Below are 21,112 nucleotides of genomic sequence, written 5' to 3' on the forward strand. Positions count from 1 at the left end.
TCCTATTTACTTGTTTCATCTCATCACCTTAGTTCCGGCGATTCCAGAAATAATAGCCAGCCGTTGCAAAGATCAAGGTAAAGCCAATGAACAGTAGCACATTGGAATTTTTCTCCCCGGTTTGAGGGAATGTCTTCACTGTAGGACTAGATTCTTGAGAGTCACTTGGAACAGTTGGTGTTTCTGGTTGTTCCGGCGTACTTGGTGTGGTTGGCACTTCTTTTGGTGTTAAGGTTTGAGATTTTTCTTTCAAATCTTCATTGTGTTTTCCATTAATATTTCCATCTTTGTCATAGTTAATTTCTTTGAAAGTAAAACTTGTCCCTTCTGGATATTTACTTGTATCTACTTTTTCCGCAAACACGGTTTTAGTAATTTCTTTGTCATTCACTTCGTAATCAATTTTTCCAGAATTCCAAATTTCTTTGTTTGTGCCATCTGGTAATAAGGCGTACAGAATTGTTTCGAAAGCTTCTTTTGAGCCATCTAGTACATCATGAGTAATGGATACATCATCAAACATATCCACCACATCACCATGAGTAAAGGTCTGGGAACCGTCTTCTAGGTGGGCTTTGGTTTGGATGGAAACATGACGTTCCACTGCACAATTGACAGTTTGGGATTGATTATTCAAACTAGCATCCTTCGCTACTGGCTCATCGCCCGCTTCAAAGGCTTCCTTGTTTTCATACACATAGTTGAATAAGACGATGGTTTTGTCTAAAACTTGTTCCGCGGTTAATTTATGCAGAATTTCCCAAGTTCCTGTTTTCTCTTTGTTCGCCAAGGTAGCCGTTGTTTCGGCAATTACCACTGGTTTGGCTTTTTCATCTTTTTCTTGGGCAGCTTTTGTGGCGTCCACATCAATGGCTTGCGCTACCACATACCAGTCTTCTTTAATTTCATGTAAGTTATAGCTCAATTTATCAACTAGATCGGTAGAATCAAGGGTAGTCAATTCTTTATCCCCGTCTTTCCAAGTCGCAAGGGAAGTCAAACTATCTTCTTCCTCAGGAAAGTCATAGAGCATTAAACGATTCAAACTAACAGAAAATGCTTTGTTCGTCAGTTTCTCGTAAGGAACGGTCACCGTTTTAATTGGTTGTTTTTGGCCTTGTTCGGTAATGGTAAAGACATACTCACTCTTCACAAAGTCTTCTTTGTTTTCCTTAAAAGTAGAACGGATTTCTAATGGCGTAATCTTTTGAAAACCTTCTGGGGCTTCTACTTCTTCAAGTAAATAATCCCCATAAGGGAGATTTTCAAACTTGCCATAACCATCAAACCCTAATTGCTCGTTATAAGCTGTGGTCGCTTCATCTTCAGCGCCTGTGATTTCATTAGTTCCTTCCAATGGTGACATTTTAAAGGTCAGATCATTAAAGCCAGTTTCGGCAGTTTCCGCAGCTGATTCGGCGAATTTGAAGAAATCAAAACCAAAGCGAATCACTTGTTCCTTCGCCGTAACATCTCGGGTAATCACGGCATTTTTTTCGCTATCATCCACCTTTTTGATGGATACAGGATACTTTGCTTCATCAAGGCTATATCCTTCGGGCGCTTTTGTTTCTTGCCAATAATACTCGTTGATGGCTAAATGTTTAACAGCAACTTGGTTCTTTTCGTCTAAAGTTAAAGTGACCGTTTCATCGGAAGCTTTCGTTCCCTTCACTAATTCTGGTTTAAAAGCTTCACTCCATTTAACCGCTTTTCCATCCTTAGCAGTAAACAAGGTGTATTCAGCACCCTCAAAGACTGCCTTACCCTGTGTTTTATCTCCAGTATTTTTGTCTTCTTTTGTCAGAGTGGTTTCACCAGTGATTTCTTGGTTTTGCCCTTTTACATTACTCGTAACAAGGGCTACGGTTTGATTGGCATACTTCAATTCAACTTTTACGGGTTTGAAAGTATTCACGAAGCCATTAGATGCTTTGGTTTCGGTCACATAATAGGTTCCCAATTCCAACGCATTAGCAATCTCTTTTGGTGTTTCTGCATGACCGTTTTCATCCGTGATCATTTCTTGAACGATTTCACCAGTGGGACTGTCTTTGCGAATGGCAAACGTATTGCCAGCTAAGGAGTAATTGTCGTTCCAAAGATCATTTCCTGTTTCAACTCCGGTTTTATCCAGAATGATTCGACCTTTTTCTCGCGTATTTTTTGAAGTCACAGAAATGGTTTCGCCTGCTTTAATCGTGGCAGTCATAGGTGTGGTATCAACCGTATAAGGCGCCGGCACTGATTTTTCAGTAATGGTTACCTTTGTACCATGAGGAATCCCATCCAATGTCGCAATGCCTTCTTTATCGGTAGTCACATCTTTTGCAGGTAAAGTTTTTCCAAAGTCTAAATGGAAAACCGTTCGTGGGACAATAGCACCTGATTCTTTATCAACTTTTTTGATCTTTAAAGAACCCTCTGTTTCCACATCAATTTTGACCGTGTAAGTGTTCGGTTTATCAATCGCCCCAGCCATCAGGGTTTGCTGGCCAGCCATCTTATAGGCCACTGGTGTTCCTGTACCAGCAGATTTCTTAAGCGTCAACACACCATTTTCTTTTGAATTGACATTAGGTGTGATTACCAATTTATTGCCATTTACACGATAATCAATGTCTGCGGTATTTTCCACAACTTCATCAAATTCTGACAAATTCAAATTATTCGTATCCGTCACCGTGGTCGATTGGCCTAACACTGCTTTTACTGTGGAATTATGGAAGCTTGGTTTTTTCTGATAATCGGCAATGGCTTGATTGATTTTTGCTTCAATGGCTGCGATATTTACGGCACTACCATCCGATCGTTTGATTGAGTGAAGGGTATAACCGTTAACTTCTTGCCAGATCATCTTCTGTGCCACAATAAGAGTATCTACATCTGTACCGGCTTTCTTCCATAAAACGGAAACTAGTTTCGCTTTCTCAGGCATATCAGGCAATGGATTTTTCTCATATCCAGGAGTGAACTCATTGTAAATCGGAACTCCTGGTTCAATACAAAAAATATCTTGTTTCACGCCATTGTATACAGCATAATGTGGAACAGTGACTTCTGACATTGGACGACCGTCACTAAAAGTTCCTTCAACAGCATATTGATGCGCTAAATCTAGTTTTACGGTTACAGTTTGTGGATGGGTAATTTCATCGGCATAGGCAATACTAGGTGCAATTGAACCACAAATTGTTTGACACAACAAAGCTATTGATGTATATAGTCGCCAATTTTTAAATTTTATATTCTTCATTTCATTTCTCCTTCGCAAATTATTTTCTTTTAATAATTACCTTTTTCCACGCATTTCTCGAGATTTTTGCAGACAAAAAGCATTGAATAATTTCTATTCAATGCCTTCATATATTTTTATTTAAGATTAAAACTGCATTCTGACGTGTTACCACAGTTGAGGTCTATAAGAAATGACACATTAAAATAACTTTTAATCTCCTTATTTTCTTTATAGAAGCGTTATAATCTTGATATGCGTGGAGCACTGTATTTAAAAATATATATTTTTTAAATTAAATATAATGTATGGTACTTTTTGATGTACACATATACCTGAGACTTTTATATTATTATTCAATTGTAGCTCTAATTGTTTCAATTAGTAGTAATTCATTATTCAAATCCATCCTATTCCCAATTTTTTTATTTGAACGGCTTCATAATTACAGCAAAATGAAACCTTCTATTTTTATAAAAAGATGAAAAGTTAAATAAAAATTCCCATAAAAAATAGACCCTAGATCTGGGCCTATATATTGAATTAAATGGTACTATCAGTTCTACAATCTTTATGATTAGGGTAACAGGTATCGAACCTGAACTTACCTGTCTCAGAGTCAGGCATAGCCATGTCTTACAAATCCAACGATTGGAGAATAACGCTAGATTGCGGATAGTTCAAGCTATACTTTCATGGTTCATCTATCTCGAAATCCTCCAATGTCACTGATGAATCCTTAGCAACAATATCTACAGCAAGTTCTAGATTTAACTGTACTTGATCATTATACCTTTTCAAACGTGAAGAATAATCGGTTCCACCAGTTAGTAGCCCGGCAGCAATATCCCCAAAATCTGGTTGTACCGGCTGGATAATACTGTAAACCAAGTGCAAATCTTCATCTCGAATCACAGGATTTGTTACTGGTCGGCTTTGCGCTTCCGCTAGTCGGTAATACGCCTGCATCCGTTCATTGGAAATGTCTGTCTCTGTCAAATCACTACGAATAGAGACAAATCCCCCTTCCTGTACTAGCTGATTTTGATACTCATAGGAATACAGATACTTTAAATATTCTGCTGCCACGTCAGGATGCTTGCTAGTGGCGGAGATTCCCATCCAACCTTTCGTAAACGGTCGAATCTGCCGATTATTCTCGCTGGTTTCCGGCACAGGTAGTGGCATCACGCCGAAGTCTAATTGGGAATTTTGGCTTTCCCATGCAGGAATACACCAGGACCCTTGTACAATAAAGGCCACCTTTCCTTCCGCGAAAAGATTCCGTGCTTCCGGTGCCGTCAATGAAGCAGAATCTGGGTAGAAGCTACCATCTGTCATCAATTTCTGGTACCAACCAAAAGCCTGTCGAACTGCTTCTGAAGCATACAGAGTCTTTCCTTGCTGTACAAAAATCTGTTCTCCCGGTCCTAAAGGTGCTCCCGCCAACTCTGAAAAGGCCCGCAACTCTAAGTCTACGCGATTTTTCTGTGCACCACTGGTGATTATCCCATAAGCATTACCTTTTCCCTCTTTAGTTACCCGCTGACAAATCTCACGAAACTGCTGCCAGGTCACCTCACCGGAAGTTACCAACTGCAATTCGTCAGCCGTTAATAACTCTCGATTATAAAACATAAGCGTACTGCTGATTTCCTGAGCTTCTGGTAACAGATAGACATCATCATCCTGCTGAGTGATATTCTGCTGCAGGGCTTCCGGCTTCAGCTGCTGGAAAAAGTCCTCATCAAGATAAGTGTTCAGCGATACAAACCACCCTTCAGAGACAGCAGTTTGAAAATCCGTATTACTGGGGAGAGGAAACAAATCCGGAGCTTTCCCTGAACGGATGCCTGAAAGCATGGTTTCATTGAATTGGGCCTGGGTTAAAGTAGTGTAGTTGATAGTCACATTTGGATGGTCTTTTTCAAATCGCTGGTTCAATTGTTTTCTAGCTTCTTTAGTGCTATCGCTCCAGTCCACAATATTCAACGTGACCTTTTCATCAGGAGCAGTGGTGATTTTTTTAATGGTTGCCGAGGTAGTTCCCGTTTTCTCATCTGTTGGTATAATCTTCACGCCACAGCCAGTTAGGAGTATCAACCCGGCCAATCCTAAACCAATTAGTTTTTTCATATTCTCACCCCTTTACTGCGCCAGCAATACCATTGATAAAGTAACGTTGGAAGAAAATAAAGAGAATCACCATCGGCAAAATCGTCATACAAGCACCCGCTGCCATACTACTCCAGTCTACAATGTTTTCCCCTTGAAATGCATACATCCCGACAGAAAGTGTGCGTATCGTTGGATCATTTACCGATAGAATCAAAGGATACAAAAAAGAATTCCATGTCCAGATAGACTGGGTGATAGCTACAGTACCAATAACCGGTCTGGACAAGGGAAACATAACTTTGAAAAAGACATCAAATTCCGTTGCCCCATCAATAACTGCTGACTCCTCCAGTTCAGAGGGTACTGATTTAAAAAAATTGGCAAATAGCAAAAGGAAGATGATGTGTCCACCACCGATTTCGGCTAAAATTAGTCCAATAATTGAGGTATCCGCATGAAGCATTCGTAATAATTGATACACAGGAATAGTAAAGAAAATTGTGGGAATTCCCATAGATAAGATCATCACGCGGTACAGCGCCTTCTTGCCACCAAACTCAAAACGCCCCATCACATAGCCCGCCAGCGCAGTCACCCCCAAGATGATCACAACTGAAACAAACGTCACAATGACCGTGTTTAAAAAGTAACGAGAGAACGCCCCCTCGGTCCAGGCTCGTCGAAAGTTATTCAATGTCAAGGCAGACAGGTCAAACAATTTCTTAAAACTCGTGGTGTTTTTGCTACTAAGAGCGGTCAATAACATTACCAGAAAAGGCAGTATCCAAAGTGCAGCAAGTGCGTAGGTCAACACTTTTTTCATGAGACCTCCCCCTTCCGTTTCTGTGAAATTAAGTGAAATATCAATGACATGATTATCGTTAACAAGACTGCAACGACGGCTGCTGAACTAGCATAGCTAAGTTGTGGCGATCCGAATGAACTAGAGAAGGCCGTTCGATAAATAAAAGTAGATAAAACATCAGTTGCAAAATAAGGACCCCCAGCTGTCATAGTCTGAATCAAATCAAAAACTTTTAATGAGTTCAAAAATGTTACCGTGGTAATCATAACTACCACCGGCTTGATCATGGGCATGATAATTTTCGTCAATAGGGAAAAGGTGGTAACACCATCGATTTTCGCCGCTTCTACCACCTCTTCTGACACCATCTGAAACCCCGCTAACCAGTAGATGAACAGAGTTCCGGTTTCTTTCCAAACAGAAACCAATATCACCACTCCAAAAACATATTTTGGATCTGTTAAGAAAGGCTGAGCTGACAAGCCTATACTAGTCAGAAAGGTATTCAGTAAACCTTCGTGATTGAAAAAACTCTTCATCATCATCCCCATCGTTGCTGTTGTTGCCACGATAGGTAAAATAAAGAGAATACGCAGCAATTTTTTATGTTTAAACGAGCCAAATTCCACCAGATATGCTAGTAGAAAGGAAATTAGAATCTGAAAAGTCGTGCCGAACAAGGCATAGAGAAGACTATTTTTTACAGCATTCCAAAAAATCCCATTACCTATTAACTGCCGGTAATTTTCCCATCCGATAAAATTAGCTGTCTTGGTAATTCCGTTCCAATTTAGAAAGGAGTACAAGATATTCAATAGAAATGGATAAATAGTAAACCCAACATAGAATATCAGCATCGGCATCAAAAATATCCGAATTAATTTTTTGCTGTTCCTTGGCTTCATGGTATTCTCCTTTCATACATTTGTATCACACGAGACTGCGAAATTGACTTGTGCTGTTTAGTAAACAAAATCAATCCGAAGTTAGCCACATACCTTCACTCCTAGTATCTGCCATTTTGTAAAAGACACCCAAAGCCTCTACGAATCATTTGAGATCCGAAAAGGCTTTGGAAACAAAGGACTAGACCATTAAAAAGATGTCAAATCCTTATATCTTTATTATAATGTAAAACCAGCATAATTTTTAGCTACTTCGATGATTCGATAGACATCTAAGTTAGGCTGGAAATTTTCTTCGTTGCGACGAATGAAATCAAGAAAATCCCGCCAAGCTGACTGAGCCGGCTGATAGTGCCCTTCACTTAACAACGCCAATGCTTTGCTAAGTTTTTCAGTATATTCTCGATGATAGCCTAACTGTAACCATTGTGTTTTAACGATCCCAGTCTTCTCCTGGGCATTTTTTTCAATCAGTGACAGACTTCCTTGCGCTAAGTGGGTAGCTGTTTGATAGCGGAGACTTAATTCTGGAGCAACTCGAGGTCCGATTGCATTGAAATAATCACAAGAAGAATACTGAGAAAGCTGTTCTAAATATTCGATAACTTGTTGCCAATCCTCACCATACATATGGCTGAAATAGTCTGTCAAGACTACCTCATAATCAGCTTCTTTGTTCCAAAGCATTTCTCCCATAACATAGTTAGGGAAGTTATGAGGAAAGCCAGCTCTTAATTCCTGACAGCTAATGTATCCTTGTAGATGAAGCTTATCTAAATACTTGATGTCACGGCTGATGACTCGGCTGATTTTCATGTAACCCAAATCACCGTAATGAGCTCGCCCAAGTGGGTAATCGTAGACAAAGCTGTCCCCTTTAAACTGATTCTGCCAACTGAACAAGTAAGAAAGATTTTCTTCCAAGGAATTTGGCAAGACAATCTGGTTGCGAATATAGGGCTTTGGTTCCGGGATACCATTTTCGTAATCTACATCTGCATAGCTCTTTTCGAAAGTCCGGGTAATCGGCGCAAACATCATGGTGAAGCGTTCTGGGTTGTGAATGGTTTCTTTTTTCGGTGCGAAGAGTAACTCATGATACAGCAAGAAACAGATCTTAGTATTCAATCCAGCCTCAATCAGGGCTTCATCCAATTGGTTCAAAATTCGAACATATTGATCAGACGGCAGATCCTTTTGGCATTCTGGACACTCACAAATGTTGTTGCGAGCATCTGAAAGCCAGACATGAAGGTAATCCACATCTTGTCGCTCTTTTGCATATGCCACAATAGAAGCAACCATTTTCTTGCCGACTTCAGGATTAGCAAAGTCCAGACTGGTAAGGATTGGTGCTGTATCATATAACTCCCGCTTACCGTTGAGTTCGGCTACTAGTGGTTTCTTTTCTTCTGGCAACGTCAGACCTGATTCCCAACCAAACTTGGAGGAGTAGCCTAGCACTTCACCAGTCCAACCGTGGCCTACCCGATGCTGTTGCAAGCCACGAATTTCAATTTCATGGTCAATCTTATCGCTCATGGCTTCTGCAATTTCATTGGAAAATGGTTCTTTTTCCAGATAAGGATTGAACTCATGCTCATACCAACGCTTGAAGAAAGAATAGGGATTTTCAAACTGAATAAAGAAGGAATTCATGCCAATTTTTGGCAACCAATCAATAAAGTTGCGCACATTTTCAAAGGAATCTGCCCCTTCGATACAGACGCCCCGGTGTTTAAAGCTGGCGGTTTCTCGGATGGCAATTTTCATAGTGGCGAAAACTTCAGAATCTACCACTGGGAGAACTTCTTGGTCCCGTCCAGGTCGGAGATAGCGTACCCCAACCTCCTTGAATAGTCGGTACAAAGCAATCAAAAGTCCCACTTCAGAATTCGCTGTGATACGCCCTTTACCGTTAGTAAGAGAAATCACAATACTATCTAACGCTGTATTGTCTTCTACAAAGCTAAAGATTATATCCGCTTCGGTTACCGAGTCTGCCAATTTAGTTTCCATTTGAAAGACGTTCTTAAAATAGTAGCCGCACTCACTTGCTATAAAGTCAGAGTCTTTGAGTTTTTCGTCAAACCATACTTTGATACTCATGCTGTTACCTCTTTCGTATTCATAGTTTCTTCCATTAAATTATTGCGGTCAGCAGCTTTGAAGAACGGAAAATAAATCATGAAGGAAACTGCCACCAATACAACCTGTAGTACAGCTCCTTGCCAGCTACCTGTAGCTAAAAAACCACCGATAATTGGAGGTGTCGTCCATGGTAACGTGACTCCTGTTGTGAATGGTACTAATCCTAATGCCATTGAAAAGTAGGTTAGAATCGCATTCACTACCGGTGTGATCACAAATGGTATCAACATAATCGGATTCAAGACAGTTGGGAATGTAAATAAAATCGCGGTATTGATGTTGAATAGTGCAGGAATCCCAGAGACTTTTCCAAGTGTCTTGTACTCTTTACTTTTACTAAAGAACATCAAACACAGTGCCAATCCAATTGTTGCACCACCACCACCAATGTAAACGAACAAGTCCATAAAGGGGGCAGTTACAATATGAGGTAACGCTTCTCCAGCTGCCTGAGCAATCCGGTTGTCATCTGCGTATTGAATCCATAGTGGATTCATCACTGAACCAACGACTTGACCACCATTAACGCCACAGAACCAGAAGATAGAATTTAGCAACACTGCGACAAATGTTCCTGGTAGCGTGCTAGCAATGTACCCAAGCGGAGTTCCAATAATGATGGAAAGAATATTGTTCAAGCTACCCAATCCCAATGCTTCGATAGCTTTCAGCAAACCAGCAAATAGGAACAGGATTACCACCCCTGGAATCAGTGCAGAGAAAGATTTACTAACAACATCCGGTACACTGTCAGGCATTTTAATGGTAATATTTTTTTGTATAAACCAACGATAAATTTCTGCTGAGATCATTCCGACGACAATGGCAGCAAAAATTCCTTTGCCTCCCAACATTCCATAAGGAATCCCAATTGCACTTGCTTCATCGACAATTGAGGGAGTCATCAACAGAAAAGCCCCTAACGCCAAGACACCCGCAGATGGCCCGTCAGTTTTATAGGATTCTGCCAAGCGATAAGCGATACCGAAAACTGTGACTAGTGCCATCAAACCAAATGAATTGTTGGCCATTGTGTTCAATAACCCGGCCAAGTCCCAATGTGTTTTCAGCCATGTCGTCCAAGCCAGTACCGGAAAATCTTTGATTAAAACAAAGAATGACCCAATCAAGACCAGTGGCATTGCCATCATAATCCCTTCTCGCAATGCTTTCAGATGGCGTTGCTTACCAATTCGTTCTCCCCACGGCGCTAACTTGTTTTCGAGAAAACTCAAAAATCCCTTCATTTTTCTCTACCTCACTTTTTATTTATTTTTAATAAACAAATAATAACTCGAAAGCGCTTTTTTGTAAAGATATATTTTTTACTAATAAATAATAAAACACAATACAAATTTACGTCTATAGAGTAGAATAAGGATATGAAGAGTTTTTGAAAGGAGTATAGTATGCATAAAAAAATTTCTGATACATATCTACAAAATGCTGCAACAGTCTTGGAGTACCTCTACCGAACTCCGGAAACATCTCGCATTGAAATCTCTAAACAAACCGGACTGACACCAGCCGCTATCACAAGCATTGTGGGAGACTTAATGGAACGTAAGGCAGTCATTGAAACCGGAGCGGAGATCAACGGTGGAGCCGGTTCCGGTCGCAAACGCAAAGTCATCCAACTGAATCATCAGGCAGGACTATTGGTAGGGGTAGAGATTAACATGAAAGGTATCTTCGCCACAGTTACTGACATGACTGGGAATTTTTTGGCTAAATCAGTTGTTTCAATAGACAATTATGTTACCACCGAAATTAATGAAACTATCGTGAATCTTCTCCAAGAAGTCTTACAAGGTCAAGACGAAAAACAAGTCTGCGGTGCTGGAATCGCCGTACCAGGACACTTCGATCGTCAAGAGCAAACCATTATTTCAAACAATCATCAATGGAAACATTTTAATTTATCAAAAATAAAAAATGAATTTTCTTTTCCATTTATTGCTGACAATAATATTGAGTGTATGGCTCTAGGAGAATACCTCTTCAATCCTCTCATTACACCGGAAAACTTCCTTTTTTTCCACATCGGAGCCGGCATGTTTTGCTCTTTCTTTCAAGCAGGACAGCTAGGATTCAAGGACAATTACTACATAGGCGAAATTGGACATACAGTAGTAGATATTAACGGTCCAAAATGCGAATGTGGTAAAAGAGGTTGTCTGCAGACGTATATCTCAGACTCTTGGTTATTAAAGAATGCGCGCTTTTTATTTGACCGCGCTAACAACACGACGCTGAAAAGTTTAGTGGATTCTTCCAACGAAATTTCCCTGAGTACGATCATCAATGGTTACAAACTCGGAGATATTTATCTGAATAACCAAATTGATTTAGGGCTAAAATTGCTAGCTACTTCCATTGCCAATACATTGATCCTTCAAGATGCTGAAAAAATTTACCTAAACAGTGAATTACTGAATCATGAAGATTTTAAAGAACAGATCACAAATTCAGTACGAGAACAGCTCTCCTTCATTCCTACCAAACGTGATATAGCCATTGAGATTATTCCATTTGATGAACACCGAGGTTCTCACGGTGCAGCAGCGCTAGCGGTTCTTAGCTTCTTCGTTCGACACCCGGGGTATAGGTACCTATAAGAAAATTTAAGTGACACACAAAATGATAGGAAAGCTCATAATATTCTCTTCAGTTTGCTAACTGCAGATTTAATAGTATAAAACAAAACATAAATACTGAAAAAATCAGATTTTTTTAGATTAAAAATGTGAGAATCAACTGCTTTTTTAATAGTAAACTTGACTTCTATTACGTATAAATGTTACAAATTGCAATACACAATTGCTATTTTTGGAATCAGTAAAAGCAATTGTTGAATCAATCGTTCCAACAATTGGTTGAATAGCCAAACCCAAAATAGTCAATGCACATAATTCATTTTTATTTTTATGCATGAAATGCTCTCCTTTCAAAATAAGCAGAAAAAATAAGATGCTCGCTTGAACATCTTTGTTTATAAAGTCTTTTTGAAATATTTATTGACCAAAAAGAATGGATTTGAGAATGAATGAGCCTAAAATTTAATCTAAAATACGAAATATACTGCCTTTAAATTAGAACACATTTTAGAACACAAACATTTCAAATTTAATCAAATACAATAAAATATATTTACGGTAAAACCTTTATGCATCAAGGTTTTTCAAACTTATTCAATGATACGAAGAAAAAACCAGGTCTTAAGAAAGCTCGTAAAGCTTCACAATTCTCTAAACGTTAAAAACAGCTTCATATCAGTACTTTCAGGCGTTTCGTAATTCATTTTGCGAAGCGTCTTTTTTTGAGTTGACACCATTGTTGACACCATTCCGGTCTGACTCTTTTTGAGACAATTTACGATAGGCAATTTCTCCAATAGGCATTTGAATCACATTTGGTGTATTTACATAAGTTCTTGTGATGTTTGTATCGCTGTGAGTCAATGCTTCAGAAATCTGTTCTAGAGCGACACCAGCTTGTTTGGCTAAAGTTGCCCCAGTATGTCGTAACTTGTGTGGAGTCGCATGGGTAAGGTGCTTATGTCGTCGCTCAATGGATTTCATACGGTAGTTCAAATAATCTGTATGAAGTCTTTGATTGATATTCCCTTTATCATCAAAGGAAGGTAAAGAGTAGCTGCTCTTCGGTTTGTTCGATTTCAAATTGAGCTAGTTCTTCTTTTTGTTGGACTTTCCACTGTTGAAGTAATTGCTTTAGTTCATTCGGAATATGGAAAATTGTCGTTTTATTCCCTTTTGTGCTTTTTTCATTGCCGAATTTATCCAAGGCTTTGCCAATCATAATCTGGGAAGTAGTGAAATTCACGTTCTTCCATTTGATGGCGTAAGTTTCTGATTTGCGATCAGACAAAAAGAAGGTGGTTAGAAATAATACATAGTCCTGTAAAGTCAATTGCCCACTTTCATGATCACTTTGGACGGCAGTTAGCCATTCTTGAAGTTGTTCAAAGGAAAGGTACAAGTCTTCTTCTTTTTTAGCTTCTTGCAGTTGGTTTTTCTTAGTAGCGTTGATCCGTTTGAGCGATTTTTCTAGTTTATTCCGTTCGATGTATTCAAGCTCTTCTGCCCAATCAAAAATAGAATTAACGTAGCTACGTAGTATTTTGAAGTTTGCGTATTCGGCAGCCTTTTGAGTCATAATTTTTAGAACAAAGGCTTTGTTTTGATTCAGATAGTTCAATGTGTATTTTCCAAACATTGGTAAGATGTGAAGTCGAAAAATATCTTTTGTATTCGCGATTGTGACAGGAGTAGGAGACTTTGTGTTTCGAGAAGTTAAGCCAGCTGTATAAGCATCAATCCAGATATCTTCATAGAAATCTTTGAACAGTGCTTCGCCACCTAGTTCAAAAGCATTCTTTTCTTTGTTTTCCCGTAGCTCTTTAATTTTGGCATAAAAATCAATTTCTGCTTCTTTTGCCTCCTTTCTAGTTTTGAAAGTTTTGGAATAAAGTTTGTTTACACCTATCATCTCTTGGATATCTTGTGGATAGTAAAGCCGTAAACGGTAAGTCTCATTTTCTGTTTTGCTAATTGCCATAGTATTTCCCTCCGAATTTGCGAGCCGAAATCAAATACTATATATGGAGTATAACGATGTCGGAATTATTTTGCTAGGCTTGCTAGCCATTGATCAATGGCGATACGGTCAAATCTATTTGATCCGTGGATTTGAATAAGGGGCAAGCCATCTTTAATCCAGCCATCTAACGTATTATTGGAAACTTGTAAATAGTTACAAGTCTGCTTCTTATTCATATAGCGATGTTGCAGGTTTTCCTGTGTCTTAATTTTTTCGATTTCAGTTGTGATTAAATCAGATAGTTGAGTAGAAATGATTCCCATCTGATCATCGCTGAGTAAAATTTTCATTTCGGTCATATTCTCACTTCCTTTGAATTTTGCGTAGGGAATAATGAATTATTTTTTTATCTTGGTATAGTGAACAGTGCTTTCTTGAAAATCCATCACTTGTTCAGGAGTTCCACCTTCATTTATCGCACTGTAAAATATTGGACGTCTTACGAGATACTCATTGGTATAAAGTACCTCTTGATTTGTGATGTCAAAAGGTTGATCCACGAGTTGCTTTGTGACGCTGGGTACTTTGAGGTTGCGGGATTTGAAGAATGCTTTTTTCTTATGCTCTTTCATATCCAAGTCCTTCTCAAAATATTTACTGATATAGCGCCCGCGATTTTCGATGCTATCCACATCAATCTTGTTGATTTTGACAAATCCATGTCCCCAGATGGTAGTAAGGCGATTGATAGAGATAAAAGGAAAGTCAAACAGGATGATGTGATAATGGATGGCGCCTCGTTCTTGTTTTTCCCACGTGGCAAGGTATTTCAGGTTTGCTTTTTTTGTGTGATAGAGTTCGTAGTTTAGTCGTTTGATAAATTTTTTGAATTCATTATTCGCATAGGCAATGTCTTGAATGTTTTCTCTGAAAGTGAGGGTTAAAAATTTTGTCTGATTGTCAAAGTTCATATCCACGAGTCTGGCGATTTCAAAGCGCATATTTTGATAGTATTTTTGTTTTCGTTTTAAGCTGTCGTATTGCCCTTGAGCAGATAGTTCATCATAGTTTTTTCTTTTATCGCTAGTTGGATTTTCTTCTTCATAAAGCCAAGCTAATTCTTTTTTTCGTTTTGGATTGATTTCAATATTTCCTGCTTTTTGTTTAGGAGTAATGATTGCTTCATAATCATAAATTTCAAGGTACGTGGGAGTTTCAATGATTTTCTGATTATAAGCTTTCAAAAATCATCACTCCTTGATGTGTATTCAGTTGTCAAAGAACCATCATTTTTCGCCTGATGTTGTTCTATAAATCAAGTTAAGGGGAAGTCCTGCAAAGCAGTCCTTCCAGCCTATGTGTTTATTGGGCGGTTTTAACGGACAGAAACGGCTCTGTGGGCGCTGCCTCGCCGTTTCGTCCTAACCACCCAACAAACCCATAGGAAAATTAGTTTTGCGTAGGGTTACCTTGTTTTTTCGGAATCAAGGTTGCCGCATCTGCCGTGGCTGATAAACCATAGCTGACAAATTGACCGTTAGAGCGACCCCAAGGTGCAATCACTAAATTGGCAAATGTAACCATGGCTAAACCTTGTTGGGTAAGCTCTTCCAGAGTGATTATAGGATTTTCAGATTTGACTTTGACATTGATTTTTTCGTAGCGGAGTTTTGGTAGGATACATTCATAACTCCAACCTAGAATTTCTCCATCTTTTTGCCAGCGAGTAATATTGACAACTTGATATTCTTTTTCGAGTTTTTCTTTTGGTAAGGTAAGATCGTTGATTTTAATTGGCATAATAGCCCTCCTTTTTAGATATACGATAATTTATACGATTGGTTTAAAAAAATATAGACGGCCATCTATGATTTGTATTTTATACGTTTATTTATACGAAGTCAAGAGAATTAGCGAAAAAATATATACGAAATTTTATACAAGTGATATAATAAGTAAAAATGACAAGGAGGAAGTAATCTATGTTTGGTTTATTACAACCGGATAAAGTGAAGGTAGGACAACGAATCAAAGAAATCAAAGAGAGTATGAATTTGTCCTTTACAGAGTTAGGAAATCGCTTGGGGATAAAGAAACCAACAATCAGTTCCTATGTTCAAGGCTATGCCTTAGCCCCGGAAATTGTTATTAACCAATTATCGAGTATTAGTGGGAAACCAGTAGGCTGGTTTTACTTTGGCGATATTGAAGAATATATTGCGGACTACTTGCGGTTAAAAGGGCAGAACAGGATTGTGCAAGAACATCCAGAAGTTGTGAAAGCAATCAAAGAAGAGTTTTACACTGGGGAATTTAAGAATCCGGCATGGGAAAATGAAGTTGGTTATCCATGTGAGGAGTTCATGGATGATTATTTTTATGAACTGCAGCAAGACGTCATTAAAGAAGAAATTCAAAAAATGGTACATGATAAGATAAACAATTTACCGATTGCCGATGATTTATCTAAACAGAAGAAAGATGAAGCAGTCACCGTTATTACGAACGGTATCATCGAATATCTGGATGTGGCAGGCGAATTTAATTATGAAAAAAAAGATGATATGATAAAAGTAGTAAAAGAAGAGGTTGCGAAATTTGATTTTTTTGCAAATAGTAAATTTGAAGATAAATATTTGATTGGGAAATTGATCAATATACTTTCTGACAATCAGCAGACCATTCAGTTACTTAATCATTTGTCTAAAGAGTTGACAGATAGGACATTTACAGGATTGTTTGGTGGGGAAGAGTTAGTAGAAACGATTCAGACGTTAAGACCAGCGTTAATTAATCTGTCCAATAGAATTAGTGCTGATCAGCTTGAGGATTGGTTTGAAAAGTAAAATTAATTGAAATTAGGGGTTGATGGTATGTCGCTAGGTAATCAATTGAGGCTGAACCGACAACGGATAAGGCTATACTATCGAGAAGATATAAATTGACTTACTATTCCCGGTTAGATTATTTCAAAAAAATTATATGCTCAAATTTGCATGGTATAATCACTGATAGTTAACATAAGTATATTTCAGTTTTTTAATTGCGAAAAGACGATAAGATATTATTTTATATTATCGAAAATCAATCAGGTTGTTTTGAAATATTGCGGATATTGTTTCGTCTTTGTCTATTAAAATATTCATAAATACACCAGTTTGCTCAAAAGGAGATCATAGATAATGGATGATATATGGATGTTTATTTCTCATTTGAAAAAACAATACCAGAAGTTAGGAGTAGTAGTATCTAGCCAAGATAAAGAAATTAATACGGGTAGAGTGGAATTCGTAAATTTGAATCTACCTTTAAGTGAATTACTTCTGAAAAAGAGTCGGCGAAGTTGGTATCTGATTGCTTCTGATTTTATCAAAGGAATAATAGAACAATCTTCAGAAGAAGTTGTTCTGTTTGATAACTTTGAATTGATAATGAATCCAGAATTAGGTGTCAATTTTATGGATCTATTGCTAGAATTAAGTAAGATAAAAGTTGTTTTGATTGCATGGCATTATGATATTGAAGGGACCACTCTCATATATGCAAAACCTGGGCACAAGGAATACCGCCGTATTGAAATGAGAGAAGATCAATTATTTTTTGGATAGGAGAAGAAAATGCTGTATAAAGAATTAGTAAATTTTGAACCAATTGATTCAGTCATCCAATTAACAGATGCAAATTCAACAGAAAAGGCAATGCACCTGTTGGATACATACGTAATCTCAGATCGCATGGCAGAAACAATTAATGAAATTATTTTTAAGCAACTACAATACACTAGACCGGAAGACAACAAGGGATTATTGGTTGTGGGTAACTATGGCTCAGGTAAGTCTCATTTAATGTCAGTAATCTCAACAATTGCTGAGTATGAAGGTGCTAGTAAGCATATTGCAAACAAAGAAGTAGCTGAGCACGCTAAACAAATTGAAGGACAATTCAAGGTAATCCGGTTTGAAATTGGTGGAGTGGATCGCCCGTTCAAAGATATTATTATTTCACAACTCGAAAAAGGCTTTATTGAAATGGATGTCAACTTTGAATTTCCAGAAGATGATTCGAAGTTAACCAATAATAAAGAATGGCTACTGGAAATGATGGATGCCTTCAATACAAAATATCCAGAAAAAGGGTTATTAGTAGTCGTCGATGAACTTCTGGATTATCTTCGTTCACGTAAAGAGTTAGAAATGACATTGGATTTAGGGTTCTTACGTGAGTTAGGTGAAGTAGCGTATGATAGCCGGTTTAGGTTTATGGCTGGGATTCAGGAGATGTTATTCGATAACCCGCGTTTTTATTATGTGGCAGATCCACTGCGACGGGTAAAGGAACGCTTCGAGCAAGTACGTATTGTTAAAGAAGATATTGCCTATGTTATTTCACAACGTTTACTTAAGAAAAATGATTTACAAAAAGCTAAAATTCGTGAACATTTAACGGAGTTTTCTAAGCTCTACGACCGACTAAGTGAGAATATGGAAACATATGTTGAGCTGTTTCCAATTCATCCTGCATATTTATCGACATTTGAGAATGTTCATAATATTGAAAAACGGATAGCATTGAAAACCATCACCAATGAGATGAAGAAGATTATTAATGACGACGTACCGATAGATGATCCAGGATTAGTTTCCTATGATAGTTATTGGGCTTACATTGAGGAAGACCCATCTTACAAGACAATTCCTGAAGTTCGAGAAGTGATGGATAAAGTATCAATTTTGAAGGATAGAATAAATAGTGCCTTTCCTTCAACAAAAAGACGCTATCAAAAAATGTCTATTCGTATAGTGAATGCTATGGCATTGAATCGTCTAACTACTGATGATATCTATTCTAAGGTAGGGATGACTTCTGATGAATTGAAAGATGACCTTTTTCTAACAATTCCTGGTCAGATGGATATGCTGCTTGAAGATCCTGATCCTGCGGGATTTTTGAAAACAAATATAGATGTGGCTATTAAGACAATTATGGAAACCGTCAGCTATCAATATATTTCAGTAAATGAAGTCAATGCACAATATTATCTAGATTTGAAAAAAGATATTGATGTAGATAGTCTGATTGCAGATCGTGCTGAAATTATTGAAGCAGACACAATGGACCGCTACTATTTTGATTTATTACAAAATGCGATTGCTTTGGATGATCTTACTTATATTTCTGGTTATAAGATTTGGTCATATGAGCTTCCTTGGGAACAACGCCGAGTAATGCGAAAAGGATATCTTTTCTTGGGTTCTCCCAATGAGCGATCTACAGCGCAACCAGAGAGAGATTTTTACATTTACATGTTACGACCATTTAATACCGTAAACTATAAAGATGAGAAGCGCTCGGATGAAGTCTTCTTCAAACTTAATTTAGAAGACGATTACTTTGAAAAGACATTGCGAAAATATGCTGCAGCAAAAGAACAGTACATTGAAACAACACAAGCGCAAAAACCTTTATTTAAAGCTAAGTATGATAGCTACTATAAGCAATTGAATAAATGGCTGTTCGAACATTTTGTAGATGTATTCAAGGTGGTTTATAAAGGTAAAGAAGGATATCTTTCTGATTTTGGAATGTTCCTTCCACAAGAAGATACTTTGAAAGCAATGGTAAACTATGCTTCTGCAGAGTTCTTGAATGATGCCTTTCAAGAGAAATACCCAGATTATCCAACCTTTAAAGAATATAAGCCAGGATATCTAACAAATGATAATATCAAAACTTCCGCAAGTGATGCTTTGCAATTCTTAAATGGACGTTCAACAAAAACTGGTGAAGCCTTACTCAATGGCTTGGTTATGGAAGATAGCACTGGGAAAGTTACTGCAGAATCCATTTCTAATTCTGGCTTTTCACGTTGGATTTTGGAAATGCTAGAAGAAAAAGGAAACGGCAAGGTGGTTAACAATAAAGAAATATACGACCAAGACGCCTTACGCGGTACAGGTGATAGACGACTTTCAAAAGAGTTTAAATTAGAGCCTGAACTAGTTGTTGTCGTTATTGGTGCGCTTCTTTATGCAGGGAAATTAGAGATAAGCGTAGCTGGAACGAATTATACAGCAATGAACTATCGAGAGTTTGCTGCCGAAAATATCGAGATATTGTCTAATTTCGACTATATCAAAAAGCCATCTGGTCTTCCAATTAATGAAATCAATGCAGTACTAAATCTATTTGATGAGTACGCCCCAAACTTTGATGAAAAGATTCTAGAAGGATATATTAGGCGCCTTAGCAGCAAGTCAATTGAAGAAGTGAGTCATACCTTAAATACTATTGAGATGGTCAAGAAAGGTTTTTCTATTGGCGGCACAGAAGTTATGGATGCAAATACTCGACAAGATACAATTATGAGACTCACTTCTTATAAAGACTTTTGTGAAAAAGTCCAACGGTATAATACCGTTGCTAAAATGAAAAACTTTTCGGCTAGCGTTACTGAAATCTCAGAACAAGAAGAAAACAAGAAATTAATTGATTCAATTGAACAGATGAAGAAAGACGTTGACGAAGTCGGTACACTAGTGACATACATTACACAGGCTACTTACAACTATGGCCTTGAGAGTGATTGGACAAAGAATGCCCAAGAAGCGATTAATGCTGTCGTTGAAGCCGTGAAGAAAGGTGCTGGATTCAAGTCGCAAATGGATGACTTGAAAGAAATTAAAGAGCACTATATAGATGAATATTATGATATTCATCAGAAATCGCGATTAACAAGTAAAGAGGAAATTAATCGTGATGCGCTACTTAATTCAGTTGAGGCAGATGTATTAGCTACACTAAAGGCCAATATCGACATTCTTCCGGGTCAACAGCTTATTGATTGGGTCCAAGAGCTACGTGCTACAAGAGCTTGTTTTTCACTAACAAAAGCTGAACTAGAACAGCATCCGACATGTATTCATTGTAATTTCGAAATTGGAAAAACTGATCGGAATTCTAAATTGGTTGTATCTAATGGTAAAGAAAAATTAACTAGAATTTATGAAAATTGGATGGAGATTCTTGTAAGTAGCTTACAACAGGGAGACATTGTTGAGAATCGGGAACTCTTGAATAATGAAGAAAAAGTAGAAATTAATCAATTCATTGCTACAAAAGAATTAACATTTCCGGTTAGTCCTCAATTCTTGAATACCATAAATAATTTGTTTAAAGGCTTTGAGAAGGTCGAAATAACTGAAGCGGAGCTGGTTAAAGCGATGGGAGATGGTAGTCCAATGTCAGTTAATGAACTAGAAGGACGTATCCGTCAATTGATTGCAGAGCTAACTGAAGGCAAAGAGAAAAATAAAGTTAGAATTATGTTTAAGAGGTGAG

Annotated in this window: 14 protein-coding genes and 1 pseudogene; 4 read left to right on the top strand and 11 right to left on the bottom strand. The window is 37.9% G+C overall.

What is annotated here, in order from left to right:
- Window positions 1-28 precede the first annotated feature (28 nt).
- The 6 genes from fss3 to celB form a co-directional block, all read right to left on the bottom strand.
- Window positions 29-3,256 (bottom strand): fibrinogen-binding MSCRAMM adhesin Fss3, encoded by a 3,228-nt coding sequence (fss3, locus tag ACI3E5_RS13175; RefSeq protein ID WP_498821871.1) that lies wholly within the window; start codon window positions 3,254-3,256, stop codon window positions 29-31.
- A gap of 672 nt (window positions 3,257-3,928) precedes the next feature.
- Entirely contained in the window at window positions 3,929-5,371 is a 1,443-nt protein-coding gene (locus ACI3E5_RS13180) for an ABC transporter substrate-binding protein (protein WP_171918209.1), read from the bottom strand.
- 4 nt (window positions 5,372-5,375) lie between these two features.
- Entirely contained in the window at window positions 5,376-6,176 is an 801-nt protein-coding gene (locus ACI3E5_RS13185) for a carbohydrate ABC transporter permease (protein ID WP_171918208.1), read from the bottom strand.
- The gene (locus ACI3E5_RS13190; protein WP_498821873.1) at window positions 6,173-7,063 is read right to left on the bottom strand and encodes a carbohydrate ABC transporter permease; all 891 of its coding nucleotides are present in this window, start codon (window positions 7,061-7,063) and stop codon (window positions 6,173-6,175) included. Before ACI3E5_RS13190 ends, ACI3E5_RS13185 begins: the two co-directional genes overlap by 4 nt.
- A 219-nt stretch (window positions 7,064-7,282) precedes the next feature.
- Window positions 7,283-9,172 (bottom strand): DUF4838 domain-containing protein, encoded by a 1,890-nt coding sequence (locus tag ACI3E5_RS13195; RefSeq protein WP_171918206.1) that lies wholly within the window; start codon window positions 9,170-9,172, stop codon window positions 7,283-7,285.
- The gene (gene celB / locus ACI3E5_RS13200) at window positions 9,169-10,461 is read right to left on the bottom strand and encodes a PTS cellobiose transporter subunit IIC (RefSeq protein ID WP_171918205.1); all 1,293 of its coding nucleotides are present in this window, start codon (window positions 10,459-10,461) and stop codon (window positions 9,169-9,171) included. The genes ACI3E5_RS13195 and celB overlap by 4 nt, the downstream gene beginning before the upstream one ends.
- Window positions 10,462-10,623: 162 nt before the next feature.
- On the opposite strand from celB, the gene ACI3E5_RS13205 reads away from it, so the two are divergent.
- Window positions 10,624-11,832: an ROK family protein gene (locus tag ACI3E5_RS13205; protein WP_171918204.1), complete on the top strand. Its 1,209-nt coding sequence runs from the start codon at window positions 10,624-10,626 to the stop codon at window positions 11,830-11,832.
- A 147-nt stretch (window positions 11,833-11,979) separates the two neighbouring features.
- On the opposite strand, the gene ACI3E5_RS13210 is transcribed toward ACI3E5_RS13205, so the two are convergent.
- The 5 genes and pseudogenes from ACI3E5_RS13210 to ACI3E5_RS13230 form a co-directional block, all read right to left on the bottom strand.
- A complete protein-coding gene (locus ACI3E5_RS13210) occupies window positions 11,980-12,147 on the bottom strand; it encodes a hypothetical protein (RefSeq protein WP_498821876.1) in 168 nt (55 codons plus the stop codon).
- Window positions 12,148-12,495: 348 nt separating this feature from the next.
- Window positions 12,496-13,792, bottom strand: a pseudogene (locus ACI3E5_RS13215) (site-specific integrase).
- 65 nt (window positions 13,793-13,857) lie between these two features.
- Window positions 13,858-14,133, bottom strand: a complete 276-nt coding sequence (locus ACI3E5_RS13220; RefSeq protein WP_095803878.1) for a helix-turn-helix transcriptional regulator — start codon at window positions 14,131-14,133, stop codon at window positions 13,858-13,860.
- A 39-nt stretch (window positions 14,134-14,172) separates the two neighbouring features.
- Entirely contained in the window at window positions 14,173-15,018 is an 846-nt protein-coding gene (locus ACI3E5_RS13225; RefSeq protein WP_202065248.1) for a rolling circle replication-associated protein, read from the bottom strand.
- A 205-nt stretch (window positions 15,019-15,223) separates the two neighbouring features.
- Window positions 15,224-15,574, bottom strand: coding sequence for a hypothetical protein (locus tag ACI3E5_RS13230; RefSeq protein ID WP_202065246.1), 351 nt, complete (start codon window positions 15,572-15,574; stop codon window positions 15,224-15,226).
- Between the two features lie 182 nt (window positions 15,575-15,756).
- On the opposite strand from ACI3E5_RS13230, the gene ACI3E5_RS13235 reads away from it, so the two are divergent.
- The 3 genes from ACI3E5_RS13235 (at window position 15,757) to ACI3E5_RS13245 (ending at window position 21,111) form a co-directional block, all read left to right on the top strand.
- A complete protein-coding gene (locus ACI3E5_RS13235; protein ID WP_202065245.1) occupies window positions 15,757-16,620 on the top strand; it encodes a helix-turn-helix domain-containing protein in 864 nt (287 codons plus the stop codon).
- Window positions 16,621-16,956: 336 nt separating this feature from the next.
- Window positions 16,957-17,382: a BREX-3 system P-loop-containing protein BrxF gene (brxF, locus tag ACI3E5_RS13240; protein ID WP_202065243.1), complete on the top strand. Its 426-nt coding sequence runs from the start codon at window positions 16,957-16,959 to the stop codon at window positions 17,380-17,382.
- 9 nt (window positions 17,383-17,391) lie between these two features.
- The gene (locus ACI3E5_RS13245; protein WP_202065241.1) at window positions 17,392-21,111 is read left to right on the top strand and encodes a DUF6079 family protein; all 3,720 of its coding nucleotides are present in this window, start codon (window positions 17,392-17,394) and stop codon (window positions 21,109-21,111) included.
- Window position 21,112: the final 1 nt, after the last annotated feature.

The organism is Candidatus Enterococcus avicola, assembly GCF_047470845.1.
GTDB classification, from domain to species: Bacteria; Bacillota; Bacilli; order Lactobacillales; family Enterococcaceae; genus Enterococcus_D; species Enterococcus_D casseliflavus.